The organism is Enterobacter sp. C4G1 (assembly GCF_052886895.1).
In genome coordinates this window covers 378,277-393,331 of the sequence record NZ_JBQVVV010000002.1, presented here as the reverse complement: position 1 = coordinate 393,331, position 15,055 = coordinate 378,277, and the positions used below count along the sequence as shown (strand labels likewise).

Sequence of the window (15,055 nt, the reverse complement as noted above, 5' to 3'; positions counted from 1 at the left end):
AAATAAGCTTTGAGTATATACGTAACAGTACTTATATCTGGTTGTCTCGGGTTACTTCTTTGGCTTCCACTTCACGATACCAGCGCGGGTGATGTTTCTTCGCCCAACGGCGACTCACCTTACCTTCAATCATTCCTTTAATTGACCCTTTCACCCAGAATGCCATATATATGTGGATGAGGATGGCGTGGATCAACACAATCGCCACCGTCGCATGAGTCAATAGACACCAGCGGATGAGTTTTATCGGAAAATAATGAGCAAAGTACAGACGCCAGATAATAAAACCGGTCACCAGCAGGACAAATATCATGCTCATAATGGTCCAGAACATCATCTTCTGTCCGGCGTTATATTTTCCGACATCCGCCACCTTATGCTCGTTGCCCTTCAGAACCTCCACAATACCTTTAATCCACGGAAGGTCCTGTTTATCGGGAATATTGTGATGCACAAAGCGGGCAAACATAAACATCAGCACGAAAAAAATCACCACACCAAAGAAAGGGTGCAGAATGCGCCCCATCTGCGGTGTACCAAAGGTTTCCGTCAGCCACTGTAATGTCGGGAAGAAAAGCGCAATGCCTGATAATGACACCAGGAAGAAGAAAATCACTACCGTCCAGTGACAGGCGCGATCGATAAATTTCGTGCGCAGAATCATCTTACTTTTACTCATGATCATTCTCCTCTTCCTCGTCATCGATCTCCTTGTTTGGCCCTATTCCCACATAGTGGTAAATCAGCCCGGCAAAGGTGGCAATAAACCCGGCAGCAGACAGCGGCTTGAGGATCCCTTTCCACAGGTTAACTGGCAGATCGATTTTAGGGTCGTTCGGCAGATTGTGGTAAAGCGCCGGTCTGTCGGCATGATGCAGTACGTACATCACATGCGTTCCACCCACGCCCTCAGGGTTATAGAGCCCGGCATTACGGTAACCTCGCCTTTTTAGCTCCATTACGCGCGTTTTGGCAACTTCCAGCATCTCCGCCTTGGTACCAAAGTGAATTGCTCCGGTCGGGCAGGTTTTCACACAGGCTGGTTCCTGGCCGACGCTGATACGATCAACGCACAGCGTGCATTTGTAGACACGGTTATCGTCCGGGTTCAGGCGTGGAATATTGAAAGGGCACCCGGCAATACAGTAGCCGCAGCCAATGCAGTGCTCAGACTGGAAATCGACAATCCCATTGGCGTACTGAATAATCGCTCCGGCGGACGGGCAAGCTTTCAGACAGCCAGGATCGGCGCAGTGCATGCAGCCATCTTTGCGGATGAGCCACTCCAGCTTGCCGTTGCTGGAGGTTTCGCTAAAGCGCATCACCGTCCAGGACTTGGCGCTGAGATCGGTCGGGTTGTCGTAGACACCGACACATTCACCCACACTATCGCGAATGTCATTCCATTCGGCGCAGGCCACCTGACACCCTTTACAACCGATGCAGGTCGAGACGTCGATAAGTTTCGCCACCTCCTGCTTGTAGTTACGCGCCTGCGGCGGCGGGGTCAGATCGTTGGTGGCGGAACGCTTGATAATATCCTGTGATTCCATTGACATAATTCGCCTCCTTACGCCTTCTCAATGTTGACTAAAAACGCCTTAAACTCTGGCGTGTTTGAGTTGGCGTCACCCACGGACGGCGTCAATGTATTGGCCAGGAACCCTTTTCGGGTAGCACCTTCAAAACCCCAGTGGCATGGAATACCGATGGTCGGCACGGCTTTCCCGGCGACGTTCAGGGTTTGCAGACGCGCGGTCACCACTGCTTTAGCTTTGATAAAGCCACGTCGGGAGGAGACTTTCACCCAGTCACCCGCGTTGATGCCTTTTTCCTGCGCCAGTTGCTCGCCAATTTCAACAAACTGCTGCGGCTGAGCGATGGCGTTGAGTCGTGCATGCTTGGTCCAGTGGCGGAAGAGTTCGGTAATCGAGTAAGTCGTGCCGACATACGGGAAGTCTCGCGCCTCACCGAGCATCGCTTTATCGCTTTCATAAAGGCGCACCACCGGGCTGTGGATCACATTCGGGTGCAATGGATTAGTGCCAATCGGGCTTTCCATCGGTTCGTAATGTTCCGGGAACGGGCCGTCCGCCAGTTTGTTGAGGGCAAACAGATGGCCCAGACCATCCGGCAGCATAATAAATGGCCCTACTTTGTCTTCTGGCGCAGAGGTCGGCGGGAAGTCCGGCACATCGAAGCCCTGCCATTTTTTACCGTTCCACTGCATCAACGGACGTGTTGCATCCCACGGTTTCCCCTGCGCATCCGCTGATGCGCGGTTATAGAGAATGCGGCGGTTGAGTGGCCACGCCCACGACCAGTTGTTTACCGCACCGAGACCAGATGGATCCGCGTTATCGCGATTCGCCATCTGATTGCCCTGCTCGGTCCAGCTACCGGCATAAATCCAGCACATGCTGCTGGTTGAACCGTCAGCGCGCAGATGTGCAAACGAGCTAAGTTGCTGCCCCGCTTTCGCCAGCAATGTACCGTCTTTATCATGAACATCTTTCAAGGCACGACCGTTGCCCTCGCCCGCCAGCTCTTCCGGCTGAGGGTCGAGTGGGTCAGCGTAGTTCCAGTCAATAGCCATCAGCGGCTCAGGCGCAACGCCCCCCTCCTGGCGGTAGAGTTCACGCAGACGCAGGAACAACTGAGCAAGAATTTTGCTGTCGTGCAGCGCTTCCCCCGGCGGTGTAGCTGCGGAATAGTGCCACTGCAACCAGCGGGAAGAGTTGGCTACTGAACCATTTTCTTCAGCAAAGCAGGAGGTCGGCAGGCGGAACACTTCGGTCTGGATTTTGCTGCTGTCTACATCGTTCATTTCTTCATGGTTTTGCCAGAAACTGGCAGTTTCAGTCGCCAGCGGATCCATCACCACCATAAACTTCAGCTTCGAGAACGCTTCAACGGCTTTGTTTTTATTCGGGAATGAAGCCAGCGCGTTAAAACCCTGCACCAGCAGGCCGTTGAACTGACCATCGACCATCATGTCGACCTGGCTGAGAACGTCGTACTTTTTGTCCCACTTCGGCAGATAATCGAAGCCCCACTGGTTTTCTTCCGTGGCGGCATCGCCATAAAAACCTTTAAGCAGGCTAACCATAAACGCAGGCGTGTTCTGCCAAAAATTCACCTGACCAGGTATCGTTGTTTTCGGTGTCGCCTGTTCAAGCAGCATTTGCAGCGTGGTCTGTTTTTCACTCGGCAGTGGCAGATAACCCGGCAGTGAGCCATCGAGCAAACCGAGGTCGGTGTAGCCCTGAACGTTTGAGTGACCACGAAGGGCGTTAATCCCACCGCCCATCATGCCGATATTGCCCAGCAGAAGCTGAATAATCGCGGCGGTGCGGATGATCTGCGCACCGTTGGTGTGGTGCGTCCAGCCCAGCGCGTAGAGAATCGATGCCGTTTTATTGGTGGCGGCGGTTTCCGCCAGCGTCTGTGCGACGCGCAGGAATTCTCTGCGTGGCGTGCCGCAGACGTTTTCGACCATTTCCGGCGTATAGCGGCTGACGTGCGTTTTCAGCAGATTAAAGACACAACGCGGGTGGCTCAGCGTTTCATCACGTTTGACCTGGCCGTCGTCGCCCAGCTCATAGGCCCAACTGCTGCGATCGTACTGGCGCGTAGCGTCATCGTAGCCACTGAACAAGCCGTCATCGAAACGGTAATCTTCACGAACAATCAGACTGGCATTGGTGAAATCACGCACGTACTGATGCTGAATTTTGTCATTCGCTAACAGATAGTTGACCACGCCAGAAAGGAACGCGACATCGCTACCGGGGCGAATCGGCGCATACTGATCGGCAACGGCAGCAGAGCGATTGAAGCGTGGATCAACCACCACCAGCTTCGCGCCTCGATTTTTCTTCGCTTCGATAACCCATTTAAAACCGACCGGGTGCGCTTCTGCAGCGTTGCCGCCCATAATCAGAATGACGTCGGCATTGCGGATATCAATCCAGTTGTTGGTCATCGCACCACGCCCAAAGCTCGGCGCCAGTGCGGATACTGTCGGCCCATGGCACAGCCGCGCCTGGTTTTCTACGGCAACCATTCCCAGGCCACGGGAAAATTTATTGTCGATGATCCCGGTTTCGTTACTGGCGGCAGAAGAGCACAACATGCTGGTCGTCGCCCAGCGGTTAACCGTGATACCTTGCTGGTTTTTCACCGCAAAGTTGGCGTCGCGGTCATCTTTCATCAGGCGTGCAATGCGCGTAAATGCCTCTTCCCAGCTAATACGCTGCCACTTGTCGCTGCCCGGGGCGCGATATTCCGGGTAATGCAGACGGCTTTCACTGTTGATGAAATCCACCACGCCCGCGCCTTTCGGACACAGTGAACCGCGGCTGACCGGATGGTCCGCATCACCCTCTACGTGATAAATACTTTCGCTGACGTTTTTTGCGTTATCGCCAAGGCTGTACAGGAGCATTCCGCACCCGACAGAGCAATATGTGCAGTTGTTACGCGTCTCTTTGGCTTTTAAGAGTTTGTATTGACGAGTTTCCGCGTGAACGGAAAATGAGGATAGAAATCCGAGAGAGGCAACAGTTGTTCCTGCCATACCACCCGCGCAGATTCGGAAGAATTGCCTCCGATTAAGCTCCATGTAACCTCCAGCTTAAACTTAAGACTTGAAAAGGAACGGGTATTATCGTCATATGCACGACAATAAACCTGTAGTGGTCAACAAAAACTGGCCACGGCTTTGGAGTTTTTCCAGAACAATCGTTCTGATTCATTCGGCGTCAAGCCACCATTATATTGATGGGGTCTGAGCTGGCTGTAATATCCCGTGATGTAGTTCGTTATCGCTGCGCTGGCTTCGCTAACATTAGCGTATCCATTATCCGGCACCCATTCTGTTTTCAGACTTCTAAAAAAACGTTCCATCGGACTGTTATCCCAGCAATTTCCCCGGCGACTCAGGCTTTGCTTTATCTGATATCTCCACAGTAACTGCCTGAAATTCCTGCTGGTATAGTGGCTACCTTGATCCGAGTGATACAGCAAATTAGCTGGCTTTCCTCGCGCTTCCCAGGCCATGGACAGCGCTTTCGCTGTCAGTGCTGAGTCCGGGAAAAATGACATCGCCCAGCCAACCGGTTTACGTGAAAACAGATCAAGCACTACGGCCAAATAAGCCCAGCGTTTACCCGTCCAGATATAAGTCACATCACCACACCAGACCTGATTAGGCTCTGTTACAGCAAACTGGCGTTCCAGATAATTAGGGATCTCAACGTGTTCTTTAGACACCTTTTTATATCGATGACCTGGCTGCTGACAGCTGATGAGACGAAGCTCTTTCATCAGTTTTGTTGCCCGCCAGCGGCTAAGTTTTACACCTTTGTTCGTGACCATCGCGGCAATATTACGAGCACCTGCGGAACCATTACTTTCGCGATAGCTTTCACGGACAAGACTGAGTAATACCACGCGTGTGGCATCAGGCTTCTTTGGCTGCCGCCAGTATTTATAGCTGCTGCGGTGAACCCCAAACACGTTGCACACGACGGCAACGGGAAACCGCGCCCTGAGCTTCTCAACTAATGAGAACTGTTCAGGGAGCCTGACATCAAGAGCGCGGTAGCCTTTTTTAATATATCTCTTTCCATTTCAACGCGTTGAAGTCTTTTCTTTAGCTCGCGTATTTCAATCTGCTCAGGTGTCATGGGTGAAGCTATGGGTGATTTTCCCGATCGTTCTTCTTTCAACTGGCGGACCCACTTATCCATCGTGGATTTGCCGACATTCATTGCCGTGGCAGCGGCGGCAACGGTGTAATGCTGATCGAGTACAAGCTGGGCAGCTTCAAGGCGAAACTCGGGGCTAAAATTGCGTCTGTTACGTCCGGTCATAATGTCACCTGTTTTTGACTATGAGGCGATGATATCACCTCTATTCAGGTGGCCAAATTTAGTGTGCCACTACAGTTGCTAAACTCAACGAGATATATGCAACCTGAATATGGAGCACTTTATGGTCACCACACATGTTTTCATCGCGGTCAGTCTTGATGGTTATATCGCTCGACAGGATGGCGATATCGACTGGCTATTGAAGCGCGATGACCCGACAGAAGATCATGGCTATGCCGCATTCATCGCGGACAAAGATTGGATCATTATGGGGCGAGGCAGCTATGAGAAGGTGCTGACTTTTGACGGATGGCCTTATGATCGACCCGTACTGGTGCTTTCCCGGCAGCTAACCGATACCCCCGTGCCCGAGGCGCTGAAGGGTAAAGTGCAGTTTTCATGCCGCACGCCAAGGGAGGTTCTTGCTGAACTGAAGGAGAAGAACGTGCATCGGGTCTATATCGATGGTGGGCAGTTAATACAGTCGTTCCTGCGCGAAGGTCTGGTTGCCGATATCGTTATCACTATCGTTCCTGTCCTGCTTGGTTCGGGAAAACCTCTGTTCGGAGTACTGCCCCATGATATCGATTTGACGCTATTATCCAGCCGCAGCTTCCCTTCGGGTCTGGTGCAGTCGCACTATCGGCTGACGTCATAAGTTGAATTAACCCGAAGCCGACTCAGTGGTCTTTGTTCAGTTGAGCCACACAGGGCAGATTGCGGAACTTGTTCTGCCAGGGCATCCCGTACCCTATGAGCAGCTCATCATTCTCCATTTCATAAGCGTAATAACAGTGTGCAGGAATGGATACGCGTCCGGGCTTAACGAAAAGGACAGCAACCGAGACTGACTGTGGGTTATATTTTTCGTTAAGATGCTCCACAAGCCGTTTCATTGTCCCCCCGGACTCGATCGCGTCATCGATAACAATCACATTTCGTCCTTCGATGCCGATGTTATTATGGAAAACAATCTCTGATGAATTATTACGTTCACCAGGCGTGTGCGGGCAGGAAATATAATCCATCTCAATATCAAATTTCAGTTTTCTGGTTAAGTCAGCAGTGAAAAATATACCGCCCGGTATGACGGTAATAATCACAGCATCGCTGAAGTCAGAATTAAGCCTGTCGGCAACACGACTGACACCTTCAGCGATTGTGGATTCGTCGAGAATGATCTTTCCAGCATGTGTATGTTTCATTTTAGCTACGTTCCTTTATTGAATATGTCTTAACACCCTGACCGGCAACCCACTGATGAAAAATACGGCCGGACCTTGTCGACCCTCTCACAAAGCATCACGAAAGAGCATAAAACAAATCAAAAAACATCACAATAGAGCATAATCAAGCTATCATATAGCATCAGGCTCTGATGACGATGGCTCATGGTGGCGTTGGGCTTCCCGCATCGCGCGTTCGCGTGAAAAGAATATGATGTTCGATCACGAATGCCGCAGATTGCTTCAAAATAATTACCGTATTTGTTATATTGTTGTTTATTGCTTATTCACCTCTGCGGTGCCAAAAAGAACAAGATTCACCGCAACCCAGGACAGAAAAATGTTAGATTACCGCTTCCCGACAGCTTTGCAGATGGTTCTCAGCGTAGCGATGGCGGAGCAATTGGGTGAACGTTCGACGAGTGCAATTCTGGCCTACGGCCTGGAAGCAAACCCGAGCTTCATCCGCAAATTGATGGTTCCGCTCACGCGTGACGGTATTATCGTCTCAACGCTTGGCCGTAACGGCTCAATTCACCTTGGTCGCCCACCGGAAGAGATCACCCTGCGCGACATCTACCTCTCCGTTATCGAAGATAAAAAGCTGTGGGCGTCGCGCCCTGATGTACCGCCCCGCTGCGTGGTCAGCGCTAACGCCTGCTGGTACTTTAAATCGATTTCTGAAGAAGCTGAGCAGGCGTCGTTAGCGGTATTAGCCCAACATACCGTGGCAAGCGCCCTGGAAACGGTGAAAAACGCCGATAGCAGCGGATGTGATCAGCTCCCCGAGCTTATTGCCCAGTATCAAAAAACCTCTTAACGCTTTCCTTGTTGCGAAAAAAAACCGCCTTCACAATGAAGGCGGTTTTTTATTATCTGCAACGTTCCTACGCAGGCAGAACTTCTCTTTCCACTTTGCCGCGCGTCACGAATTTACGCAGCGTCACGTAGAACACCGGCGTCAGGAACAGACCAAACAGCGTCACGCCCAGCATCCCGGAGAATACGGTGATCCCGGTAACGCCGCGCACTTCGGCCCCCGCGCCGTGGCCGAGGATCAGTGGAATGGTCCCGGCAATAAAGGCGATTGAGGTCATCACAATCGGGCGTAAACGCAGGCGGCAGGCCTCCAGCGCGGCTTCCATAATGCCTTTGCCCTGAATTTCCAGCTCGCGGGCAAACTCCACGATAAGGATCGCGTTTTTACACGCCAGCCCCATCAGTACCACCAGCCCCACCTGCACGAATACGTTGTTATCGCCACCGGTCAGCCAGACGCCAAACAGCGCCGACAACATGGTCATCGGAGCGATAAGGATAACCGCAAGCGGCAGCGTCCAGCTCTCGTACAGCGCGGCCAGCACCAGGAACGCCAGCAGCACCGCGACCGGGAAGACAATCAGCGCCGTATTACCCTGCGTGGCCTGCTGGAAGCTCAGGTCCGTCCATTCAATATTCATCCCGTTCGGCAGGATTTGTTTAGACATCGCATCCAGCTGCGTCATCGCCTGCGAGGACGAGAGCACGCGCGGGTCGGCATCACCAATCAGATCTGCCGCCGGGTAGCCATTGTAGCGGATCACCGGATCCGGGCCGTATGTGGTTGTGATTTTCACCATACTGCCAATAGGCACCATTTCGCCCTGGTTATTACGGGTGCGTAAATTCGCAATATCTTCCACGCTGTCGCGGAACGGCCCGTCTGCCTGCGCCATCACGCGCCAGGTACGCCCGAACTGGTTGAAGTCATTCACGTATGACGAGCCCAGATAGGTTTGCAGCGTACCGAAGAGATCGGTCAGCGACACGCCCTGCGCTTTCGCCTTATCACGGTCGACCTGTACGTCCAGTTGCGGAACGTTAGCCTGATAGGTTGAGATCGGGAAATGCATCCCCGGCGTCTGTATAATCGCACCGGACATGGTATTCACCGCGTTTTGCAGCGCGCCATAGCCCAGACCCGCGCGATCCTGAATGTACAGGGAATAACCCGACCCCTGACCCAGCCCTAAAATCGGCGGCGGCAGGATGGAGAAGCCAAAGCCCTCCTGAATTTGCGCAATCTTGGCGTTGATCTCAGCGTTAATTTCCGCCGCAGTATGTTTACGCTGATCAAACGGTTTCAGGCCAAAGAAGACTGTTCCGGTATTCGGCGTGTTGGTGAACTGCAACGCATTCAGCCCCGGAAACGCGACCGCATAGTCCACGCCTTCGGTGTTCATCCCAATTTCGCTCATTTTGCGGATCACCGCATCGGTGCGCGCCAGTGATGAACCTTCCGGCATTTTCACGCCGCCAATCAGGTACAGCTTATCCTGCGTCGGAATAAACCCGCCGGGTACCGCTTTAAACATCACGCCCGCCGCACAGAGCAGCAGCAGATACACTGCAAACACCGCGCCGCGTCGGCCCAGCGTTTTACCCACAAGCCCCTGATAGCCGTTCGAGCTGCGGTGGAAAAAGCGGTTAAACGGACGGAAAATCCAGCCGAACAGACGGTCGATAAGTCGGGTCGGAAAATCCTTCGGCGCACCGTGCGGCTTCAACAGCAGTGCCGCCAGCGCCGGAGAGAGCGTCAGCGAGTTAATGGCGGAGATCACCGTTGAAATCGCAATTGTCACCGCAAACTGCTTGTAGAACTGACCGGTAACGCCGGACAGAAACGCCATTGGCACAAACACCGCGCACAGCACCAGCGCAATCGCGATAATCGGCCCGGACACTTCCCGCATCGCCTGATGCGCCGCCGCAAGCGGAGCAAGCCCCTCTTCAATATTTCGCTCGACGTTTTCTACCACCACGATGGCGTCATCCACCACGATACCGATGGCCAACACCAGCCCGAACAGGCTCAGGGTATTTAGCGAGAAGCCCAGCAGGTAGAGAATACTGAAGGTACCCACCACTGATACTGGCACCGCGATCAGCGGAATGATCGACGCACGCCAGGTTTGCAGGAACAGAATAACCACCAGCACCACCAGCACGACCGCTTCCAGCAGCGTTTGTACGACCGCACGGATGGAGTCGCGGACAAACACCGTCGGATCGTAAGGTGCCGCCCACTTCATATCTGCCGGGAAACGCGTAGACAGATCGTCCATTTTGGCGCGCACCGCGTTAGACAAGTCGATGGCGTTTGCCCCCGGTGACTGGAAGATACCAATCCCGACCGCGTCTTTATTGTTCAGCTGGGAACGCAGCGCATAGCTGCCGGAGCCCATTTCGATACGCGCCACGTCGCGAAGGCGCACGACTGAACCGTCTTGCGCCGTTTTCAGGACAATGTTGCCAAACTCTTCTTCAGTATGCAGACGGCCCTGAGCATTAATGGAAATCAGAAAATCGCTCTCTTTCGGCAGCGGCTCGGCGCCAAGCTGCCCGGCAGAAACCTGCACGTTCTGCTCCTGCATCGCAGTGACCACATCCGAGGCGGTCAACCCACGTGACGCCACCTTGTTTGGGTCCAGCCAGATGCGCATCGCGTATTCGCCGGAGCCGAAAATCTGGATCTGGCCGACACCAGGCAGACGCGCCAGTTCATCCTTCACTTTCAGCGTGGCGTAGTTACGCATATACAGAGAGTCGTATTTCCCGTTGGGTGAAAACAGATGCACCACCAGCGTCAGCGTTGGTGACTGTTTCTGGGTGGTAATGCCCAGACGCCGCACATCCTCCGGCAGACGTGCTTCAGCCTGCGCGACCCGGTTTTGCACCTGAACCTGCGCCTGATCCGGATCAGTCCCCGGACGGAAGGTAACGGTGGTCACCAGCACACCGTCCGAGCCCGCAACGGATTTCATGTACATCATGTTCTCAACACCGTTGATCGCCTCTTCCAGTGGCGTCGCCACGGTTTCGGCAATCACTTTCGGGTTGGCACCCGGGTACTCCGCGCGTACCTGCACGCTTGGCGGCACGACGTCAGGATATTCGCTTACCGGCAACAGCGGGATGGCGATCAATCCTGTGATAAAAATCAGAATCGACAGGACGGCGGCAAAAATCGGCCTGTCGATGAAAAAACGGGAAAAGTCCATGGGTTGGATTCTCAGGTCAAGGGATCAGTTAAGGGCGGTGCTGTCGGTCATGGCAACGGTTTTCGCGTTAACCGGCATCCCCGGCATAAACACTTTTTGTAAACCATCGACGATGACTTTATCGCCAGGGTTCAGCCCCAGCCGCACGATGCGTAAACCGTCTGCCAGACGCCCCGGCGTAATGTCGCGGCGCTGCGCTTTCCCTTCTTTATCCACGATATAAACGTATTTGCGATCCTGATCGGTCAGCACCGCTTTGTCGTCGATAAGCGTGGCTTTGAATTCCGCGCTGCCCGGCAGGCGTACGCGGGCGAAAAGTCCCGGCGTGAACTGCCGCTGCGCGTTATCCAGCAGCGCGCGCATACGGATCGTGCCGGTACTCGGCGTGAGCTGATTATCAAGGAAGTCTACTTTGCCCTGATGGGGATAGCCGTCTTCGCCCGTCAGGCCAATCTCAACGGGAAGCGCCATGTGATTACTGGACGCCCCCTGCCCGTTGCGGGCCAGATTTTGATAGTGAAGGTAGGTCGACTCATCCACGTCAAAGTAAACGTAAACCGTTTTCTGCGAGACCAACGTGGTCAGCACGCTGGCGGTGTCGCCCGCAGTGACCAGGTTACCGCTGGTGATCAGTGCACGACTGGCGCGGCCGTCGATAGGTGCGGTGACTTTGGTGAAATCCAGGTTGAGCTGTGCGGCATCCACCGCCGCCTGCGCGGCGCGAATATCGGCCTGCGCCTGAGTAGCGGCCGAACGACGCTGCTCCCACTCTTCACGAGAAACCACGTTGGTATTGACCAGTTTATCGGTGCGGTTTGCCTCACTTTGCGCCAGGCTGGCCTGCGTTTTGGCTCTCGCCAGGTTCGCCTGAGCCTGTTCCAGCGCCGCACGATAGGTTCGGTCATCAATGGTGAACAGCACCTCGCCCTTTTTCACTTCCTGGCCGTCGGTGTAATTCACTTTATCAATGTAGCCGGAAACGCGCGGGCGCAGCTGAACGCTCTCCACCGCTTCAATCCGGCCGTTAAAACTGTCCCACTGGCTAATGGATTTCACGACCACATCAGCGGCGCTGACGGCGGGCGCAGGTGGCGCGGCGTTTTGCGCGACGCTGTTATCACATCCGACGAGCAGCAGGGAGAGCAACATCGCCCCCAGTGCGCTCGGATAAACGTTACCCCAGGTTTTTTGCAGGCTCATTATTTTTATTCCGGTATTGGTAGCCGCCGGGCAAGACGCTGCGGGAGACGCCGCGCCACTTCCTTTGTCCGGTAGCTGGCTTAAGGCCATTTGTGTCGTTCATCGCCACAAAACTGTAACAGTTGCGAATACACTATTCGCGGCGATTGTAGGAAGGCGCTTAATTAAGTGCAAGAATAATTGTTGCACTTTATGTGCTATTTGTATCGATGTGAAAAGACCCGTTTCGGGCAGGGATTTAAATGCAACAATAAAACTTGCAATTAATACAAAAACACGCCACCTTTAAATGCAACAAACAAAGATACCTTTAGATATACTGCGTGGGGTAACCAGATGAACACTGGCGCATTTATGCATGATTTACTTGACTGGATCGACAACAACCTGGATAGCCGTCTGGACATTGAGTCCGTCGCCAGGCGATCCGGCTACTCAAAATGGCACCTCCAGCGCCTGTTCAAAGAACATACGGGGTATCCCCTCGCCGGGTATATTCGCGCGCAAAAGCTCCAAAAATCAGTTGAGCGCTTAACCCGCAGCGATGAACCCATTCTGAACGTGGCGATCGCGCTGGGCTTTGACTCCCAGCAGTCCTTCAACCGCAGCTTCAAGCGTCAATATGGTCAGGCGCCTGGGGCATGGCGGCGCAGTATAGGTAGCCCGGAAGCGCAGCAGCTGCGCCAGTAATCCAGGTCGTGCGGGTCACTAACTCAGGAATCATCACTCGCAATCGACGGAAATACCCTTTCGGATGCTGGCAATAAAATTGTCACGGATGACATCCTCCTTGCTTGCGTCCCATGCGATGCCCACCTGCCAGCTTATCGACGCCCCCGTTAACGGCATAATCACCAGTTCCGGCGGCGCGATATGCGTAACGCTGGTGGGCAGAATGGCAACACCGATCCCCGCAATCACCATCGCGACGATAGTTTGAATATCGTCAGTCAGTTGCGTTGATGAGATGAAAAGATCGTTGTCGTGCAGATAACGGTCTATCTGCGTATTTAAACCCCGTCCTCGCTCATCATAAAGGCGTAACAGGGGACGTTTTATTAGCCACTCAGCAGCAGACATAGTCGGCGACGTTGCGGGCGCCACCAGAACCAGCCTATCGGTAAATAACGGCAGGTATTCAAGCGCCACGGGGGGAGGAACCCTGACAAAACCGACCTGAAGCTCATCATTTTGCAAAAGCTCGTACTGCTGGAATGAGGGAAGATCCGTCAATGACATCTCTACGCCCGGGTAATCGCGGCGAAAGTCAGCGATACAGCGCGGTGCCAGATAAAAGCTTGAGAGACCGAACCCAACGGCGATATGCCCCTCCATTCCTTTTGATACCCACTCAGCATGTTGCATAAATGACTGGGTTTTCCTGACCACTTTTTCAGCTTCTGGAAGCAAACGCCTGCCAGAGGCCGTCAGTATTGCGCCGTGACGACCGCGTGAAAAAAGAGACATATTCACCTGAGATTCGAGGAGATTAATCTGTTTGGTCAGCGCCGGTTGCGAGATAAACAACGCCCGCGCCGCATCGGCATAATTTCCTTTTTCAGCCAGTACCATAAAGGCTTTGAGCAAACGGATGTTCAATTTTACATTCCAGATGGTTATCGAAATCAGAAATCATTTGATTATACAGTTATTGATTATCGTTATGTAATTCAGTTTCGATGACAACTGGAGACGCATCATGAACGAACTTCAATCTTTAAAGGTGGCAACCGTACAGTTTCAGCACCGGGCCAATAACAAAAAATACAACCTGCTGATAATGGAGAAATTTATTGAACAGGCGGCGCTTGAGCAGGTGAAAATTCTCACGTTCCCTGAAATGTGTATCACCGGGTATTGGCACGTACCCAAGCTCACCGCAACTGAGGTGTCTGCTCTGGCAGAGCCGATTGCTGATAGCCCTTCCCTGACATTAATTCGCTCTCTGGCGATAAAACATCAAATGCTGATTGGCGCCGGTCTTATTGAAAGAGCCGACGATGGCCGCCTTTATAATGCCTATGTTGCCTGTATGCCGGACGGCTCAATGCATACGCATCGCAAACTCCATGCGTTTGAACATCCGGCCATCAGCAGCGGAGACAGTTTTACCGTTTTTGATACCCCCTGGGGAGTGAAAGTCGGTATCCTGATTTGCTGGGACAATAATCTGGTCGAAAATGTGCGCGCAACGGCGCTGCTGGGTGCAGATATTCTTCTCGCGCCACACCAAACAGGCGGTACCGATTCCCGCAGCCCTCATGGGATGAAGCGTATTCCGCTGGCACTCTGGGAGGAGCGGGAAACGCGCAAAGAAGAAATTACGGCTGCATTCAAAGGACCAGGCGGTCGGGAATGGCTCATGCGCTGGCTGCCTGCCCGTGCTCATGACAACGGGTTATTTCTTCTTTTCAGCAACGGTGTCGGTGCAGATGATGACGAAGTGCGTACAGGGAATGCAATGATCCTCGATCCTTATGGAAGGATTATTGATGAAACCTGGGCGGCTGAAGATGCTATGGTGAGCGCTGAACTGGATTTAAGCCTGCTTGCAATGAGCACCGGACGCCGCTGGATCCACGGTCGCCGTCCTGATTTATACCAGATACTGACACAGCCGCAGGGCTATGAACGTGATGCGATCAGTGCACGATTTTCGAATGAACCCCCTGCCCGCTAAAAATGTAAGCACTTTTTAGCTGCAACTTAAATC

At 53.2% G+C, this 15,055-nt stretch carries 12 protein-coding genes; 4 read left to right on the top strand and 8 right to left on the bottom strand.

Features of this window, described 5'->3' with window-relative positions:
• Positions 1-31 precede the first annotated feature (31 nt).
• The 4 genes from fdnI to ACT9TW_RS15735 form a co-directional block, all read right to left on the bottom strand.
• Positions 32-679 (bottom strand): formate dehydrogenase-N subunit gamma, encoded by a 648-nt coding sequence (fdnI, locus tag ACT9TW_RS15750; RefSeq protein ID WP_446492961.1) that lies wholly within the window; start codon positions 677-679, stop codon positions 32-34.
• The gene (gene fdxH / locus ACT9TW_RS15745) at positions 672-1,559 is read right to left on the bottom strand and encodes a formate dehydrogenase subunit beta (protein ID WP_446492960.1); all 888 of its coding nucleotides are present in this window, start codon (positions 1,557-1,559) and stop codon (positions 672-674) included. The genes fdnI and fdxH overlap by 8 nt, the downstream gene beginning before the upstream one ends.
• A gap of 11 nt (positions 1,560-1,570) precedes the next feature.
• Positions 1,571-4,624 carry a formate dehydrogenase-N subunit alpha gene (gene fdnG / locus ACT9TW_RS15740; RefSeq protein ID WP_446492959.1) on the bottom strand — a complete coding sequence of 1,018 codons (3,054 nt, stop codon included), beginning with the start codon at positions 4,622-4,624 and terminating at the stop codon, positions 1,571-1,573.
• A gap of 77 nt (positions 4,625-4,701) precedes the next feature.
• A protein-coding gene (locus ACT9TW_RS15735) for an IS3 family transposase (protein WP_446492749.1) occupies positions 4,702-5,876 on the bottom strand; the annotation gives its coding sequence in 2 pieces (ribosomal slippage) (positions 4,702-5,618 and positions 5,618-5,876; 1,176 coding nt in all).
• A gap of 121 nt (positions 5,877-5,997) precedes the next feature.
• Here ACT9TW_RS15735 and ACT9TW_RS15730 point away from each other — a divergent pair.
• Positions 5,998-6,534: a dihydrofolate reductase family protein gene (locus ACT9TW_RS15730; protein ID WP_446492958.1), complete on the top strand. Its 537-nt coding sequence runs from the start codon at positions 5,998-6,000 to the stop codon at positions 6,532-6,534.
• Positions 6,535-6,556: 22 nt separating this feature from the next.
• Here ACT9TW_RS15730 and ACT9TW_RS15725 read toward each other — a convergent pair whose 3' ends face one another.
• Positions 6,557-7,081: a phosphoribosyltransferase gene (locus tag ACT9TW_RS15725; RefSeq protein WP_446492957.1), complete on the bottom strand. Its 525-nt coding sequence runs from the start codon at positions 7,079-7,081 to the stop codon at positions 6,557-6,559.
• Positions 7,082-7,442: 361 nt separating this feature from the next.
• On the opposite strand from ACT9TW_RS15725, the gene ACT9TW_RS15720 reads away from it, so the two are divergent.
• Positions 7,443-7,922, top strand: a complete 480-nt coding sequence (locus ACT9TW_RS15720) for an RrF2 family transcriptional regulator (RefSeq protein ID WP_436355098.1) — start codon at positions 7,443-7,445, stop codon at positions 7,920-7,922.
• A gap of 67 nt (positions 7,923-7,989) precedes the next feature.
• Here ACT9TW_RS15720 and oqxB read toward each other — a convergent pair whose 3' ends face one another.
• The gene (oqxB, locus tag ACT9TW_RS15715) at positions 7,990-11,142 is read right to left on the bottom strand and encodes a multidrug efflux RND transporter permease subunit OqxB (protein WP_446492956.1); all 3,153 of its coding nucleotides are present in this window, start codon (positions 11,140-11,142) and stop codon (positions 7,990-7,992) included.
• Between the two features lie 24 nt (positions 11,143-11,166).
• Positions 11,167-12,342, bottom strand: a complete 1,176-nt coding sequence (locus ACT9TW_RS15710; protein ID WP_446492955.1) for an efflux RND transporter periplasmic adaptor subunit — start codon at positions 12,340-12,342, stop codon at positions 11,167-11,169.
• A gap of 336 nt (positions 12,343-12,678) precedes the next feature.
• On the opposite strand from ACT9TW_RS15710, the gene ACT9TW_RS15705 reads away from it, so the two are divergent.
• Positions 12,679-13,032 (top strand): helix-turn-helix domain-containing protein, encoded by a 354-nt coding sequence (locus ACT9TW_RS15705; RefSeq protein WP_182060868.1) that lies wholly within the window; start codon positions 12,679-12,681, stop codon positions 13,030-13,032.
• A 33-nt stretch (positions 13,033-13,065) separates the two neighbouring features.
• Here the strand turns inward: ACT9TW_RS15705 and ACT9TW_RS15700 are convergent, their stop codons facing one another.
• Positions 13,066-13,941 carry a LysR family transcriptional regulator gene (locus ACT9TW_RS15700; protein ID WP_446492954.1) on the bottom strand — a complete coding sequence of 292 codons (876 nt, stop codon included), beginning with the start codon at positions 13,939-13,941 and terminating at the stop codon, positions 13,066-13,068.
• Between the two features lie 100 nt (positions 13,942-14,041).
• Between ACT9TW_RS15700 and ACT9TW_RS15695 the strand changes: the two genes are divergently transcribed.
• On the top strand, positions 14,042-15,022 hold the full coding sequence (locus ACT9TW_RS15695; protein ID WP_446492953.1) for a nitrilase family protein: 981 nt from the start codon (positions 14,042-14,044) through the stop codon (positions 15,020-15,022).
• The last annotated feature ends 33 nt before the right edge of the window (positions 15,023-15,055 follow it).

What these genes read in the sequence shown, in the direction of transcription:
- fdnI (WP_446492961.1), bottom strand. Translation starts at nt 679, where the DNA reads ATGAGTAAAAGTAAGATGATTCTGCGCACGAAATTTATCGATCGCGCC.
- fdxH (WP_446492960.1), bottom strand. Translation starts at nt 1,559, where the DNA reads ATGTCAATGGAATCACAGGATATTATCAAGCGTTCCGCCACCAACGAT.
- fdnG (WP_446492959.1), bottom strand. Translation starts at nt 4,624, where the DNA reads ATGGAGCTTAATCGGAGGCAATTCTTCCGAATCTGCGCGGGTGGTATG.
- ACT9TW_RS15730 (WP_446492958.1), top strand. Translation starts at nt 5,998, where the DNA reads ATGGTCACCACACATGTTTTCATCGCGGTCAGTCTTGATGGTTATATC.
- ACT9TW_RS15725 (WP_446492957.1), bottom strand. Translation starts at nt 7,081, where the DNA reads ATGAAACATACACATGCTGGAAAGATCATTCTCGACGAATCCACAATC.
- ACT9TW_RS15720 (WP_436355098.1), top strand. Translation starts at nt 7,443, where the DNA reads ATGTTAGATTACCGCTTCCCGACAGCTTTGCAGATGGTTCTCAGCGTA.
- oqxB (WP_446492956.1), bottom strand. Translation starts at nt 11,142, where the DNA reads ATGGACTTTTCCCGTTTTTTCATCGACAGGCCGATTTTTGCCGCCGTC.
- ACT9TW_RS15710 (WP_446492955.1), bottom strand. Translation starts at nt 12,342, where the DNA reads ATGAGCCTGCAAAAAACCTGGGGTAACGTTTATCCGAGCGCACTGGGG.
- ACT9TW_RS15705 (WP_182060868.1), top strand. Translation starts at nt 12,679, where the DNA reads ATGAACACTGGCGCATTTATGCATGATTTACTTGACTGGATCGACAAC.
- ACT9TW_RS15695 (WP_446492953.1), top strand. Translation starts at nt 14,042, where the DNA reads ATGAACGAACTTCAATCTTTAAAGGTGGCAACCGTACAGTTTCAGCAC.